Source organism: Aeromonas sp. AE23HZ002T15, from assembly GCF_054165525.2.
The window spans coordinates 4,312,885-4,327,247 of the sequence record NZ_CM201342.1 but is presented as its reverse complement, the minus strand read 5'-3'; the positions used below and the strand labels follow the sequence as shown (position 1 = coordinate 4,327,247).

Here is a 14,363-nt window from a genome sequence, read left to right as displayed (position 1 = left end):
GAATATCCATGGAGTTTATAGCTGGCACAGTTTGTGCTTTGATTTATGGGGTGTCGATTTATCGACGCCCATAAAAAAGGCCGACAATGTCGGCCAAAGAAGAGCTTACGCTCAGGAGAATAACCTCGAGGGTGACAGAGTGAACGATCTGCGTAACACTCGAGGGGTATACCAATAAGAGAATCTCTCTTTCGATAGAACAAGGCGTAAATCCGAACACCCCATTGTTCCATCTTTCTTACCAGGGCGGCCTGAACAACCGCCCTTTTCTTTTTTTCTGAAACAAGCGTTTAGTTCTGCAGCAGGGAGAGTGCAGACTGCGGGCGCTGGTTGGCCTGAGCCAGGATGCTAGAGGCTGCCTGTTGCAGGATATTCTGCTTGGTCATGTTGGCAGTCTCGGTCGCGAAATCGGCATCACGAATACGGGAACGCGCGGCGCTGACGTTTTCAGAGATATTGGCCTGGTTGCGGATGGTGGAATCCAACCGGTTTTGCACCGCACCCAATTCTGCACGCTTGCCATCGACAATACTCAGCATAGAATCGACAGCCGCCAACACGTTTTGTGCGTTGCTCTGGCTACTGATGCTGATACCGCCGGCACTGCCGCCCGTAAAGATGGTCGATACACCAACAGCTGTTACGACACTCCCCGCAGGACCGGATACGACGTTAACTGTAGTTGCTGCCGCTGCCGCTATCCCGGAGATGCTGAAGCCATCAGCCTGGGACAGGCTGAAGCCGATGGTCTGGTTGGCATCCGCCCCTACCTGGAAGGTGCCACTAAAAGAACCGTCCAGCAGCTTGGTGCCCGCAAAGGTGGTCGCGGTGGAGATACGGTTGATCTCTGCGCCCAGCTGATCCACTTCTTTTTGCAGGGCTTCACGATCCTTGGCGGAGTTGGAACCGTTGGCGGATTGCTGAGACAGAGTACGCATGCGCTGCAGCATGCCAGTCACTTCATCCATGGCCCCTTCAGCGGTCTGCGCCAGGGAGATGCCGTCGTTGGCGTTGCGGTTGCCCTGATCCAGACCGTTGACCTGGGAGGTCAGACGGTTGGAGATCTGCAAACCGGCCGCATCGTCCTTGGCGCTGTTGATGCGCAGGCCAGATGCCAGGCGAGTGTAGGAGGTATCCAGGGATTTTGTGCTGTTCATCATGTTACGCTGGGCGTTGAGCGATGAAACGTTGGTATTGATATACAGACTCATGATTTTTCTCCTAAGCTATTAAATTTTATCTTTAATTCACTCAGGCTTTATTGTTGTCTGTGCCTGATATGTTTAAGTTAACGGCGCGTTTTGATGATGCTTTAGTATTTTTTTACAGCCTTTGGTGCTGTTATCGCCGCCTGACTTATATATCGGCCCCTCTTGCCGGGTCTTGAGAGAAATGTTGGAATTTTTTGCCAATGGAGTACTCCACTCAGGTTCCATCCCCTCTCGGGTCAGGGACCAAGCCCAGCTGCCACTAGCTCCCCCCTGGCCACAAGGCTCCGGAAACTTGGCCTGGCTCCCACTTTTGCACGCCAGTATTGCTCGTCCACACGGCTTACCCCTAAAATCGCCGCCCCATCATTTATCGGACCTGAGTTGTTCCCCATGCAGACGCTAGTTGAGCAGATTGTTTACATCAGCGACATGTTTGGTACCGCGGTATTCGCATTTTCCGGGGTCCTGGTCGCGGGTCGCCTGCGGATGGATGGCTTCGGCGTCATGGTATTGGCGGCGGTGACCGCCATCGGCGGCGGCACCATCCGCGACATGATCCTGGGCGCCACCCCGGTATTCTGGGTACGCGACCCCCTCTATATTTGGGTGGTCATCGCCACGGCGCTGATCGGCATGTGGATGGTCAAGCTGCCAAGGCGCATGCCTTGGTATGTGTTGCCGGTGGCGGACGCCTTCGGTTTGGCCTTGTTCACCGTGATCGGGGCCCAGAAGGCGCTGAATTTCGGCACCTCGGGACTGATAGCCGTGCTCATGGGCACCATGACAGGGGTCGCCGGCGGCATGATCCGAGACGTCTTGGCCCGGGAAGTGCCCATGGTGCTGCAAAAGGAGATCTATGCCACCGCCTGCATCCTCGGCGGCATCCTCTATACCCTGGCCCTCGAGGTCGATGTGGACAGGGTGACCGCCATGCTCATCTGCATGACGGCCGTGTTCGGTCTGCGGGTGGCAGCCATTTACTGGCACCTGTCGCTGCCCACCTTCTCGCTGCAGCGCAACTGACCCACGCTCCGGCGGGGGAGATCCCACCCCGGCCGGAGCAAGATTGAACCAAGCCCGCTTTTCTGTTGTCATAAAGGGGTCGTTTCAATCCGGACTATCTCATGCAAAAACTTGGGTTCATGACCACCCTGATACTGATGACGGTGGCGGCAAATGCCGGAGCACAGGCTCTGTTTGGGCGCCTGGCATCGACCCCGGTGCAGCAGTTCAACCAGCAGATCCGCCAGGCCAGCAGCAGCCAGCAAAGCTGGGTCAACGACTATCGTGAAGTGGCGCGGCGCTTTGTGGGCCATGAGAACATGCCAAGCCGCATCCACGCCCAGCAGCTGGACAAGGATCTGGTTCTCTCGGTAGCCCTCGATGGTCACAAGAGCGACATGATCTACATACTGACGCTGTTTCGCAGTGACAACCTCTGGCAGATGCGCCAGGCCCAGATGGGCTGGCGTTGCCTGGGTCAGGAGACCTTCACCCCGGTTCCCTGCCCCGAGTCGACCGTCAACCCCTAGGGCTCGGGAGGCGGCAATAAAAAATCCGGCACATGGCCGGATTTTTTATTGGAGCAGAGTACTCACTCAGGGGCGATAGACCTTCACATTGTCAAAGCCCTGCTCCTTGAGATAGAGGGCCTGCAGCTTGCTCATCACACCGCGATCGCAGTAGAGCAGATAGGTCTGCTCCTTGGGCAGATCCCCAAAGGCGGTGGCCAGCTTGAAGAAGGGGATGTGCAGCACCTCACGACCCTCCACCACCAGGGGCTTGTCGTCGTGCTCGTCGTTGGAGCGGATATCCAGGATCACTTCGCCGGCGGCCAGCTCCTGGGTCATCTCCACTTCCTGCACCTGGGCAGCTGTCTCCTCGCCGATGCGGCGGATGTCGAGGTAACGAGCCTCGCTCACCACCTTGTCCAGGATGGCGAAGTCGAAGTTGCCCTCCTCCGCCTCGATGCGGGCCAGATCCGCCTTCACGGTCGGCTTCTTGGAGATAACGCCGCAATACTCCGGCATGGTCTCGGCGAACTCCAGGGTGCCGATGCGGCGCGCTTCGCTGATGATGTCCGGCTTGTCCCAGGTGATGAGGGGGCGCAGGATCACCTTGTCGGTCACCCGATCGATGACGTTGAGGTTGGTCAGAGTCTGGCTGGAGACCTGGCCTACGCACTCGCCGGTCACCAGGGCCGGGATCTGGAACTCGTCGGCCACCTTGGCGGCGGCGCGCATCATCATCCGCTTGAGCACCACCCCCATCTGGCCGTTGTCGATCTTCTCGAGGATCTCGGCCACCACGGGCTCGAAGTCCACCGCGGTGAAACGCACCCGGTGGGAGGAGCCGAAGCGGTTCCAGAGGTGATAGGCCACCTGCTTGACCCCGATCTCGTGGGCGGCGCCGCCGAGGTTGAAGAAGCAGTAGTGCACGCGGCAACCGCGCTTGATGAACTGGAAGGAGGCCACGCCGGAGTCAAAGCCGCCGGAGAGCAGGCTCAGCACATCTTCCTGGGTGGCGATGGGCATGCCGCTCAGCCCCTGGTGGATGGCACTGACGATAAACAGCTCCTCGCCGTCGATCTCCAGGTTGATCTTCACATCCGGGTTCTTCAGGCGAACGCCGGCACTTTCACAGTGCTGGTTGAGGCCGCCCCCGACGTAGCGCTCCACTTCGAGGGAGGAGAACTCGTGCTTACCGTGGCGCTTGGCACGCACGCAGAAGGTCTTCTCCTTGAGCTGCTCACCCCAGACGCCTTTCACCTGCTCGAAGATATCGTGCAGATCGGTGAACTTGCTCGCCTGCACCTCGAGAAAGGCCTGGATACCGGGGATGCAGGCCAGCGCCGCTATGGTCTGCTCGCGGAACTGGTCGTTGCGGGAGCTCACGATCAGCTTGTCCCAGTCCATCCGCACCCGGGCGTCGTCGTCGAAGCGTCGTAGGACGTTGCGGATGTTGCCCTGCAGGATCTTGATGAAACGCTGGCGAACCGACTTGCTCTTGATGGTGATTTCCGGGAACAGCTTGATAATGAACTTCATGATAATGACTCGGGTAGCCTCGATTTAAGGGCGCGGATTATATCAGAAGTTTGCGGCCAGCGCCTACAGGCTGAGCACTCCCCCCGGATATCCCGCGCATTTCCCCACACAATATTTGCCGCCGACCGGCCTTGTTGCGTATATTCCCCTGCCTGCGGTCTGGCAACCCCAACAACAAGCAACAGATAGGCACGATGAAGACCTATATCTACTACCCCGGCATGGAAGTGCGGGATGAACTCTGGCTAAAATTTGCCCTGCTCTATCTGGAGCGGCTCGCCTTCGTCTTCACCGTCAGTGAAAAAAGTGGTCTCACCGCCCTGCTGGAGACCCTGCGTCAGCAGACGGATCTGCTCGCCGAGCGGCCCAGCGCCGACTTCTTCGCCGCCATCACCCCCCAGATCGAAAACCAGATCGCCGGCCTCATCGCCCCGGACTTCGTGCGCCACAAGGTATTCGGCAACAAGGAGTTGATCACGCGCTGGCGCGCAAGCGCGAATCACGACTGTTTCTGCCCGGCCCAGGCGGGGATTGAGCGGCTGCACGGCTTCTGTCTCACCCACGGCTTTGCCAGTCAGGATGAGGGGGGAATACGGATGGCGCGGCGCTTCGCCAACCTGCTATCCATGCGCCTCGCCCGTGAGTGGGCGCTCGCCAATGAGGGCGCCCTCATCACGGATCACGACTATCTGGATCGGCTGCTGCACCTGCTCGAATCCCGCTACCACAATCGCGGCGGCCAGGATTGCTTCCACCTCGAGATCCCGTTGCGAGTGCCCACTCACCTCGCCGACATACCCTTTGCCGAGCTTGTCGCCCTGCGCGGGCGCAGCGGCTTTCGTCAGCAGTTGGCCGAGTTCCATCAGGCCCTTGACGCCCTGCTCGCCATGCTCGCCAGCGGCTATGCCGACTCCGCAGTGCTGACCCGCTTCGAGCAGGCCCAGCAAGGTCTCAATCTGCTGCTGGGGCCCGACACCCGGAGCCTGCCGCTCACCACCCTCGTCAGCACCGGCTTGCCGGCCATGGCGATGATCCACCGTCTGAAGGAGAGCCACCCGGATAGCGCTCTCGTCTTTCACTCCATCAAGAAGAGCCACTTCCACCAGCGCAAGAGTCAGCACTTCTTCACCCGGTTGGGACAGGTCAAACCCTGAGCCGATTGGGGCCAATCTCTTCGCCATTCATCAACCCATGTCATAAACAGGCGTCAATATTTTGTCGCGCCGCTGCGGGTTAAAAGAGATGCCCCTCCTGCTCAGGAGGGGTTTTCCAGTCGAAACTCGATACGATCGCTGTTGCCCGCCTCATCCACCACCACCAGCTGATAGCGTCCCGCCGCGCTCAATACCTGATCCCCGTCCCAGCGCAGCCGCTCGCCGTTCAAAAACCAGTGCGCCTTGCCGATGCCACCGAGCACCCTGGGCTGCAGCCGATAACGTTGGCTGCGGATAAGATTCCCCTCCCCCAGCGCGACGATGCGGATGGGGGCCTGCTGATCCGCCCCCCGGTTTTCCCCCTCACAGCCGCTGGCCAGCAGCGCCCGGCGCCGCTCCGAAGGCTCGCGCCAGGGCTCGAGGGAGAGGGGCCAGAGCGCCCGCCAGGCGAAGCCATCGGCATCACGGCAGCGGGCCAGGGTCGGCTTGCCCTCCTCGGTCAGGGCCACCTTGCGCAGGGGTGAGGACCAGTCCATGGGATCCGGCAGGGTGGGGGGATCCCGCTCATCCAGCAGCCAGGCATTCTGCTGTTGTAAGCAGGCCTCTGGCAGGGTGGCGCTCGCTCGTCGCCCGAGCGGCCAGCAGATGTCGGCCTCGCTCACGGTGTTGGGCTGAACCGGCAAGGGGCTGGTATCGCCGAGGCGGGAGTAGACAGAGAGCAGCAGGGGGATGGCCGCGCTCTGACCGTAGAAGCCCGGCAAGGGGGTGCCATCGGGGCGCCCGAGCCAGACGCCAATCGTCCAGCGCCCGGAGACCCCGAGCGCCCAGCTGTCGCGATAGCCGTAGCTGGTGCCCGTCTTACACGCCAGGCGATTGACTCGGCCGGTCGCCTCGCTCGTGAAGGGCTGATCCGCTCGCCCCTGGGCGCTCAGGATATGCCAGATGATCCAGGCCGCCCCCGGACTCAGCAAGGGACGCGACACCGCCTGCTGCCCCGCGAGCCAGACCGGCATCGCCACCTGCCCCTGGCGCGCGAGGGCGCTGTAGAGCGCCACCAGCTGCTCCAGCCGGATACCCGCCGCCCCGAGCGCGATGGCCGGGTTGGGTCTATCCGAGAGCGCCAGCCGCACCCCGGCGTTATCCAGCCGGTTGACGAAGCTGTCCGGCCCCAACGCCTCCAGCACCTGCACCGCCGGCACGTTGAGGGATTGCTGCAGCGCCTGGGTCAGGGTCACAGGCCCCTGGAAGGCACCGGTAAAGTTCGCGGGGCGATAGTCAGAGCCAAGGCGCGGCGCATCGGCGAGCAGGGAGGCGGAGTGCACCAGTCCCGCATCCAGCGCCAGGCCATAGATAAAGGGCTTCAGAGTGGATCCCGGCGAGCGAATGGCCTGCACCATGTCGAGGTAGCCGTGGCGTTTCAGGTTGCCATACTCGGCGCTGCCCACGTAGGCGCGCACCGCCATGGTCTGGTTGTCCACCAGCAGCAGGGCCGCCGAGGTCTGCTCGGGGAAGCGGCGGATATAGCTCTCTACCCTGTCTTCCAGCCAGCGCTGCAAACTGCCGTCTATGGTGGTGTGCACCAGGGCCCCCGGCTGGCTGTTGGCGGCGAGACGGGCAAACAGCGGCGCCTCCATGGGGGTGAAGTGACCACGGGCCAGCACGGGCTCGATGCGCCCCTGCTCCCAGACGGATGTCGCCCAGGTGCCCTGCACCACCAAGCGCTGCATCACCTTGTCCCGGGCGGCACGAGCCCGCTCCGGGTGCCGGTCCGGCCGATAACGGCTGGGGGCCTGGGGCAGCACCGCCAGCAAGGCTGCCTCCGCGTGGGTGAGCTTGGCCGCACTCTTGCCGAGGTAGGCGAAGCTCGCGGCCTGCACCCCCTCCAGGTTGCCGCCAAAGGGGGCCCGGTTGAGGTACACGGTGAGCAGGGTGCGCTTGTCGTAGTGCCACTCCAGTTGCAACGCCCGCGCCATCTGGCGCAGCTTGCCCGGCACGCTGCGATGGTAGGGCTCGATGAGCCGCGCCACCTGCATGGTGAGGGTGGAACCGCCGGAGACGGCCCGCCCATAATGGAGCCACTGCCAGACCCCTCGCACCATGGCGACGGGGTTCACCCCGGGGTGCCACCAGAAGTGGCGATCCTCATAACCGAGCAGCGCCTCTATGTAGCGGGGGGAGACCTGAGCCAGGGTGACCGGGTAGCGCCAGACTCCGCTGGTGTCGGCGAAGGCCCGCAGGGGCCTGCCCTGATGGTCGAGCACCACCCGTGCATAGGCGGGATCCAGCGGCGGTGGCGGGAAGGCCCTGTCCAGCACCAGCAATAGCAGGAGCAGGGCCCCCATCCCGGCAACCCCAAGGCGCAGCCAGAACGGCAGACGACGCAGCCCATGAAGCAGGGCATGCCAGTGCTTATGCAGCCACCGGCGCCCTTGGTGCCACCAACCGGCCGGACGCACCTCCTCTTGCATGGGGGCCTTACTCAGAGATGGTCACCTCGTGGATGTCCTGCCCCACCGCCCTGAGTTCGGGACGATACATGTCCTCCACCTGAGTCGGTGGCACCTGATAGCGACCCGGAGTCACCGCCCGCATCAGGTAGACCAGTTGCTGATTGCCCCCCTCGCTCAGGTCCAGGGCCGCGGTGTAGCGGTCATCCCTGAATTCCTGATGTTTGAGGTAGTCGTTCCAGTCGCTCTGCCAGGCGGGTTTGCCTTCGATTTTCAGCTCCTCGAGCTTGATGCTGTTGCCAAGGGCCGGGTTTTCCAGCTCGAAGCCCGCCGGCAACATATCCACCAGCAGGGCGTCGGGCACCGCCTGCTCGCTCGATACGTTCAGCCGTACCACCACCAGATCCCCTACCCGCACCCTGGCGGGATCGAGCTGCTTGCCATCCCCATTGAACCAGCTGCGGGTGACGCTCATGCCCTGACTGAGACGCGCGGGCGCCTGCTCCGGGTAACCGATGAGGGTACGCTGCACATAGAGGGAGCCCTTGCCGTCGTTACCGATGCCGGTCATCGCCAGCGCCTCGGGGGCACCGAGCTGCTGACTAGTCTGGCCGGCGAGGGTCAGAGCCCCACTCGCGCTCGCCACCCTGGCCTGCCAGTCGACGGCGGGGTCGACCTGGGCCAGGCGCAGCAGGGCGAGCCGCTCCTGAGTGCTGAGCCACTGACGGTGGGCCAGGGTATCGGCCAGCCTAGCACTCAGTCCGGCCCAGCTATCCTGTGCCAGCTTGTGCTGGCGCAGCAGGGCGAGTTCGAGAGCCCCGTCCCGCAGGGGGGAGCCATAGTCCGCGAGGTAATCATCCCCCCGCTCGGTCGCCAGCGCCCGGGTCAGGGCCTCGGCGCCTCCTTGCTGATCCCCCATGGCGGACAGGGCCAGGGAGAGATGCAGCAGGGGCAGGCCGGAGCGGGCGTGATCCGCCTGCTGCTCCCAGATGAGGCGCAGGGTGGAGAGCGGCGCCTTGCCCACCCGCGCCAGCACATAGGCGCTGTAGGCCTGATAGGCCAGCCGGCTGTGCTCGGGGGCACTGCTCCAGCGCTCGCTATATTGACTGTCGGTGAGGTAATTCTGTAGTCGCATCAGGGCCAGGCTCAGCATGGCCTCGGGCACCGCCTCCCCGGCCTCCTTGCGGGTCAGCAGGTAGTCGGCGGCGTAGGCGGTGAGCCACTGTTCCTCGTCGGAGCGCCCGTCCCAGAGCCCGAAGCCACCGCTCGGCAGTTGCAGCCGCTGCAGCCGCTGCATCAGGGTCCGCTGCACCTCGGCCTCGCTCTGCGCCTTGGCGGGCTTGGGCAAGTTTTTGGACCAGGCCTCCCGCTCGGCGGCCGTGGTCAGCTCATAGGGCCAAGCGCGGGACAGAGTCTGCTCCAGGCAGGCGTAGGGGTAGTCGGCCAGGGCCTGCCACTGGGCCGCCGGATCCCAGGGGGGAGTGCCCGAGAGGCTCAGCAACCCCTGCAGATTGGCAGGGGCCAACCCCGCCAGATCCTCCGGGGCGAAGCTCATCTGCTGACCGGGCGCCAGCATCTGATAACGTTGACGGGTCTGGGCCGGCCAGGGGGATCGCAGGGGCAGCGACCAGTCGCGACTCATGGCAAAGCCCTCACCGCTGGCAGCCAGCGCCAGGCGTGCCACTCCGCTCGCACCCGTGACGGTGAGCGGCAGGGTGAGCCAGCGCTCCTCGCCGTTTTTAAGGTCCAGGGTTTTGGGCAGTTCAGCGCCCGCCTGCAGGCCGCCGCTCAGGGTCCAGTTCAGGGAGAGGGATTGATCCTGGCCGCTCATGTTGCGCAGCTGCACCAGGGCGCGGGTCTCGTCCCCGCGAGCGCCGAAGCGCGGCCAGCCTATCTCGGCCACCAGGGGGGAAACCACCTTGACGGCGCGCTCGGCCTGGCCGACCTGCTGCTCGTTCCAGGCCAGGGCCATCAGCGCCAGCTCGCCGTTGAAGTTCGGCAGCTCCAGCGGTATGACCGCCTTGCCGCTCTCATCGAAGCTCACCTCCCCACTCCAGAGCGCCGCCACTTCGACCCGGCTCTCCAGGGCGCCGCCCTTCTTCAGGGCGGGCGCATCGCCGCCGTAGTTGAGGCGCGCCAGCTTTCCGTCCTGAGGGGGGATCACCTGGCCATAGTTATCGAACAGGTCCTGGGCGAAGCGCTTGCGACCGAAGAAGATCTCGAACGGGTCGAGGGGTTTATAGTCGCTGATGTTGAGCACCCCCCTGTCCACCGCCGCCAGCACCACCCGTCCCCGGCTGTTGGGGGTGGAGCTGGCCGTCACCTCGAGGCGAGTCAGGGGCACCGCCTTGTCCAGCGCACTCAGGGTCAGCGGCAGGCGGCGCGCCTCCCTGTCCAGGGTGAGGGGCACCAGACCGACCGAGCGCAGGCTCTGCACCCGCGCCTGGCTCACCGGCAGCTCTTCGCTGTCCGGGGCCGCTATCTGGGCCGAGATATGCAAGTCATGACGCAGCCACTCCGGGCTGATGGGGATCTCGAACTCCCCGCGCCCCGTTTTCGATTCACCGCCTTCGGCTTGCAATTCGATGCGCTGCCACCAGCGCAGGCCGTCGCCATCTTCCACCATCAGCAGACCCTTGCCGGCGCGAGGGGCGACCAGGGTCACCCTGGCCTTGTCACCGGCCTGATAGGCCCGCTTGTCGAGGCTGATGGCAATCTTGTCGGGGCGCGCCTGTTCACCGCCGCCACCCCAGGCGTAGCTGCCTATTTCGACTCTCAGGCTGGACTCATGACCCTGGCTGTTCTGCACCTCCAATCGATACCAGCCGGCCGCCAGCGGCAGGCTCAGGGGCGTCGGGCCCTTGCCATCCAGTTGCAGGGTCAGCTCCTGCTCGAGGTAGGGCTGGGGATTGTATTCATACTTCCAGCCCTCGCCCCCCGAATAGTGCCAGTAGTAGTCGCGGTATTCGTTGATGAGACGTACCTTCACCGCCCCCGCCACCGGCTGACCCTGTTCATCCAGGTTGAGGATCTGGAACGGCAAGGGTCTGCCCCCCTCCACCCGCTCCGCCACGAAGTCTGCCTTGAGGGCTGGCCACTGGCTCCCCGCCGGCCAACCGTATTGGGTGTGGCTACGATTCACCGCCCGGCCACCTGGCTCGGAGAGGGAGACCCGGTACGCCACCTGGAGCGGCCCGAGGGGCTTGACGCTGTCGAGCTGATCCGCAAGGGAAAACAGCCCCGCCCCCTGCTCATTCAGGGTCAGGGAGAGGGGCTCGGGCTCCTTCGCCTCTTCCAGCAGCCGCACATCCCCCAGGGTGAACCCCTGCCACTGGCTGAAGGGCATGAGGGCGCGGCTGATGGTCACCTCGGCCTTGGCCTTGGTGCCGCTGGCGGGGGCGCCGTAGAGATAATCCCCCTTGAGGGACAGCGTCAGCGCGTCGGTCTCACCGAATAGTTCCCCATCCGGCCCCTTGCCGAGCTGCAGCTTCAGCCGCTCGGGCAGGAACTCCTCCACCAGGAAGGGCCACTCGAAACGGCTGCCGGCGGCTGTCTTCAGATTGATGGTCCAGCGACCCAGGGGGGCATCCTGGGGCAATCTCAGGCTGTAACCCGCCGCCCCCAGGTTGTCCGGCAACAACCGCTTCTGCTCCAGCAGCTGACCGTCCGGTTGTTTCACTTCCAGCTCCACCGCCATGCCGGGCAGCAGCTGACCATCCTGCCCCTTGAGCAGGATCTCGCTGTCGAGCCGCTCGCCGGGGCGATAGAGATCCCGGCCGCTGAAGAGATAGAGCTGCTGTGCCTGCCAGGGCTGGGTGCCGAGATCGAAGGCGGAGAGATCCAGCGCCGCGCCGTCGAGGCGCAGCACCGCCAGGTGCTGGCCCTGCTCGGCCAGCAGCAGCCTGGCCCCCTGCACCTGCTCGAAGCGGCGGTACCCCTGGGCATCCGTGCTCTGCACCTGCAGCCGGTTGCCCTTCTCATCGAGCAGGGAGAGTTGCACATCCTTGAGGGGAGAGGCGCTGGCCAGGGAGCTGACAAACACCGCCAGCTGATCCGGGTAGCGACGGGCACTCAGACCCATGTCGCTCACCGCGAAATAGGTGGTCTCCTTGCGCCAGTTGTAGTCGCCAAGGGGGGACATCACCGCGAAATAGACGCCGGCCTGTGCCAGTTGCGGCTCCTTCACGTTGATGAGACGGGTCTCTCGGCGGTTGGGATCGAGCGCCAGGGCGTAGCGACCGCTGAACACCCGCTTGGCCCGCGCACTGACCTGCTCCAGATCCCAGTTGCCCATGCCGGCCCCCGGCTTGTACTCGGCCAGGAAGCGCGGCAGATAGTCCGCATCAATCCTGAAGAAGTCGATATTGACCTCGTCCACGTTGACCGCGCTGATGGGCAGACGCAGCTCCTGGCGCAGGGGCAGCACCATGCCGCTGGCGGTGAAGGAGGCCCCGGCCTCCAGCGGCCGGGTCTTGAGGGTCCAGTGTTGGGCCTTGGGTCCCAGCCCCTCCTTGAGGGTCACCTCATAGCTCTTGTTTGGCTCAACGCTCGGGAAATAGAGGGTGCGGCCATCCTCGGCCAGGATCCACTCCCCCTGCACCTGCTTGCCCCCTTCCGTCACCCCAAGCCAGCTCTGCCAGCTGCGCCTTGGGGCCAGTGCGCCGGAGAAGACCAGCGCCAGCGCTGGTGCGTCCCGATACTGACGGGCACTGGCCTGGCTCACCTCGCTCGGTGCCCCCGCCTCCTGCGCGGTGGCGACGGGTTCGCTCCCGGCCTGCTTGCTCGGGGTGTCGGGACCGCAGCCCGCCAGCAGCAGGCCGGCCAACAGCCAGACAGCTCCGCGTTGCAGCAGAGAGGGGACAGGAGGCACAGGGTTGAGCGCGAAGAGGTGCATAGGTTTCATCCCGGATGGAATCGCCGCCGACGCGGCACAATGGCCAATAGAGTAAAGGATCCCGACCCATTAATACAAAATCATGACACCAGAATGAGTCTCTATATAAATGTGGGCCAGCAGTCGCTCCCGCTGCATTTCATTCGCCGGGCAATATAATTCATTCGAAACTCAGGCTGGGTTGGCGATCATATATGCAGCAAATTCTTTCTGTTTTCTGAACCCAGGCTAAACTGGAAACAATAGTCCACTTGTGTGGTACGGGGGGACTATTTATCCTCTACCACCGCCAAATCTGCTCAATCAATCAAATACATATCAAATAGTTAGCTCGTTTCTTTACAAGCCCATCGCCTGTGCCATAAATGAAGCACGGGCATGTTGCAATACCAAGGCGCACCCCAATTCTTGAACTCAGGTTCATTTATTACTGCGCAAGTTAATTCCTGCTGGCCCGGCGTTGATGTCGGGCCAGCATCGTTGTGCGCTCATCACCTGCTGGAGTCATACCAGAATGGAAAATAACGATCTCGCCATAGTCGAAAAAAGAGTGGTGACCCGATTCCTGGATATGTTTATCAAGTTCGGGCTTATCCTGGGTCTGGCCTCCTTCTGCTTTACCGTCTTCTCCCCCTTCATGAACATGATGCTGTGGGGTCTTATCCTGGCGGTCACGCTCTATCCGCTCCACCAACGCTTCGCCGCCCGGCTCGGCGGCAAGCAGGGTCGTGCCTCCACCCTGCTGGTGCTGCTGGGAATAGTGCTGATCGTCGCCCCCACCATCGCCATGGTCAGCTCCCTGGGTGACAGCGTCAGCGCCCTCGTCAACAAGGTGGAAAGCAATACCCTGACCATACCGGCTCCCGCCGACAGCATCGCGGCCATCCCGCTGGTGGGCGAGAAACTGCACGCCTTCTGGCTGAAGGCCTCGGTGGACTTGCCTAGCCTCATCAAGAGCTACCAACCCCAGCTCGGCGATCTCGCCAAGCAGGTCGTCGGCATGCTGGCCAGCATGGGGGGTGGTCTGCTGGGCTTCGTCGCCTCCTTCATCGTAGCCGGCATCATCATGGCCTGGGGGGCGCCGGGTGCGGTCAGTGCCACTCGCATCGCCATTCGCTTCACCGATGAGAACAAGGGAATAGCCCTCACCAAGCTGTGTACCAGCACCATCAGGGCGGTCGCCCAGGGGGTCATCGGCGTGGCCTTCATCCAGGCGCTGCTGGCGGGCATCATCATGTCCCTCGCGGGGATCCCGGCGGTGGGCATCTTCTTCGTGCTGGCGCTGATCCTCGGCATCGCCCAGGTACCCGTCATCCTGGTCACCGGGCCCGTAATTGCCTACATGTGGATGGCCGGGGATCACGGCACCGTCGTCAACATCATCTACACGGTGCTGCTGGTCATCGCCGGCATGGCGGACAACGTGCTCAAGCCGCTGCTGCTGGGACGCGGGGTGGATGCCCCCATGCCGGTGGTGCTGCTCGGTGCCCTCGGCGGCATGGCCACCAACGGCATCCTCGGCATGTTCATCGGCGCCACCCTGCTCTCCATCGGTTATCGCATCTTCATGGCCTGGGTCAACGAAGGTCAGCCCGGCGCGAAGCAATAAC

At 63.3% G+C, this 14,363-nt stretch carries 8 protein-coding genes; 4 read left to right on the top strand and 4 right to left on the bottom strand.

Features of this window, described 5'->3' with window-relative positions:
- Window positions 1-290: 290 nt before the first annotated feature.
- Window positions 291-1,211 (bottom strand): flagellin N-terminal helical domain-containing protein, encoded by a 921-nt coding sequence (locus ACT5M9_RS20230; protein ID WP_457979345.1) that lies wholly within the window; start codon window positions 1,209-1,211, stop codon window positions 291-293.
- A gap of 390 nt (window positions 1,212-1,601) precedes the next feature.
- On the opposite strand from ACT5M9_RS20230, the gene ACT5M9_RS20225 reads away from it, so the two are divergent.
- Window positions 1,602-2,234 carry a trimeric intracellular cation channel family protein gene (locus tag ACT5M9_RS20225; RefSeq protein ID WP_457979347.1) on the top strand — a complete coding sequence of 211 codons (633 nt, stop codon included), beginning with the start codon at window positions 1,602-1,604 and terminating at the stop codon, window positions 2,232-2,234.
- 101 nt (window positions 2,235-2,335) lie between these two features.
- Window positions 2,336-2,743, top strand: coding sequence for a hypothetical protein (locus ACT5M9_RS20220; RefSeq protein WP_457979349.1), 408 nt, complete (start codon window positions 2,336-2,338; stop codon window positions 2,741-2,743).
- Between the two features lie 66 nt (window positions 2,744-2,809).
- Here ACT5M9_RS20220 and thiI read toward each other — a convergent pair whose 3' ends face one another.
- Entirely contained in the window at window positions 2,810-4,258 is a 1,449-nt protein-coding gene (gene thiI, locus ACT5M9_RS20215) for a tRNA uracil 4-sulfurtransferase ThiI (protein WP_438549712.1), read from the bottom strand.
- 194 nt (window positions 4,259-4,452) lie between these two features.
- Between thiI and ACT5M9_RS20210 the strand changes: the two genes are divergently transcribed.
- Window positions 4,453-5,412 (top strand): hypothetical protein, encoded by a 960-nt coding sequence (locus ACT5M9_RS20210; protein ID WP_457979351.1) that lies wholly within the window; start codon window positions 4,453-4,455, stop codon window positions 5,410-5,412.
- Between the two features lie 101 nt (window positions 5,413-5,513).
- On the opposite strand, the gene pbpC is transcribed toward ACT5M9_RS20210, so the two are convergent.
- Complete coding sequence (gene pbpC / locus ACT5M9_RS20205; protein WP_457979352.1) at window positions 5,514-7,880, bottom strand: penicillin-binding protein 1C; 2,367 nt, start codon at window positions 7,878-7,880, stop codon at window positions 5,514-5,516.
- A 7-nt stretch (window positions 7,881-7,887) separates the two neighbouring features.
- The gene (locus tag ACT5M9_RS20200; protein WP_457979354.1) at window positions 7,888-12,753 is read right to left on the bottom strand and encodes an alpha-2-macroglobulin family protein; all 4,866 of its coding nucleotides are present in this window, start codon (window positions 12,751-12,753) and stop codon (window positions 7,888-7,890) included.
- A gap of 514 nt (window positions 12,754-13,267) precedes the next feature.
- Between ACT5M9_RS20200 and ACT5M9_RS20195 the strand changes: the two genes are divergently transcribed.
- Window positions 13,268-14,362: an AI-2E family transporter gene (locus ACT5M9_RS20195; protein WP_457979355.1), complete on the top strand. Its 1,095-nt coding sequence runs from the start codon at window positions 13,268-13,270 to the stop codon at window positions 14,360-14,362.
- Window position 14,363 lies beyond the last annotated feature (1 nt).

What these genes read in the sequence shown, in the direction of transcription:
- ACT5M9_RS20230 (WP_457979345.1), bottom strand. Translation starts at nt 1,211, where the DNA reads ATGAGTCTGTATATCAATACCAACGTTTCATCGCTCAACGCCCAGCGT.
- ACT5M9_RS20225 (WP_457979347.1), top strand. Translation starts at nt 1,602, where the DNA reads ATGCAGACGCTAGTTGAGCAGATTGTTTACATCAGCGACATGTTTGGT.
- ACT5M9_RS20220 (WP_457979349.1), top strand. Translation starts at nt 2,336, where the DNA reads ATGCAAAAACTTGGGTTCATGACCACCCTGATACTGATGACGGTGGCG.
- thiI (WP_438549712.1), bottom strand. Translation starts at nt 4,258, where the DNA reads ATGAAGTTCATTATCAAGCTGTTCCCGGAAATCACCATCAAGAGCAAG.
- ACT5M9_RS20210 (WP_457979351.1), top strand. Translation starts at nt 4,453, where the DNA reads ATGAAGACCTATATCTACTACCCCGGCATGGAAGTGCGGGATGAACTC.
- pbpC (WP_457979352.1), bottom strand. Translation starts at nt 7,880, where the DNA reads ATGCAAGAGGAGGTGCGTCCGGCCGGTTGGTGGCACCAAGGGCGCCGG.
- ACT5M9_RS20200 (WP_457979354.1), bottom strand. Translation starts at nt 12,753, where the DNA reads ATGCACCTCTTCGCGCTCAACCCTGTGCCTCCTGTCCCCTCTCTGCTG.
- ACT5M9_RS20195 (WP_457979355.1), top strand. Translation starts at nt 13,268, where the DNA reads ATGGAAAATAACGATCTCGCCATAGTCGAAAAAAGAGTGGTGACCCGA.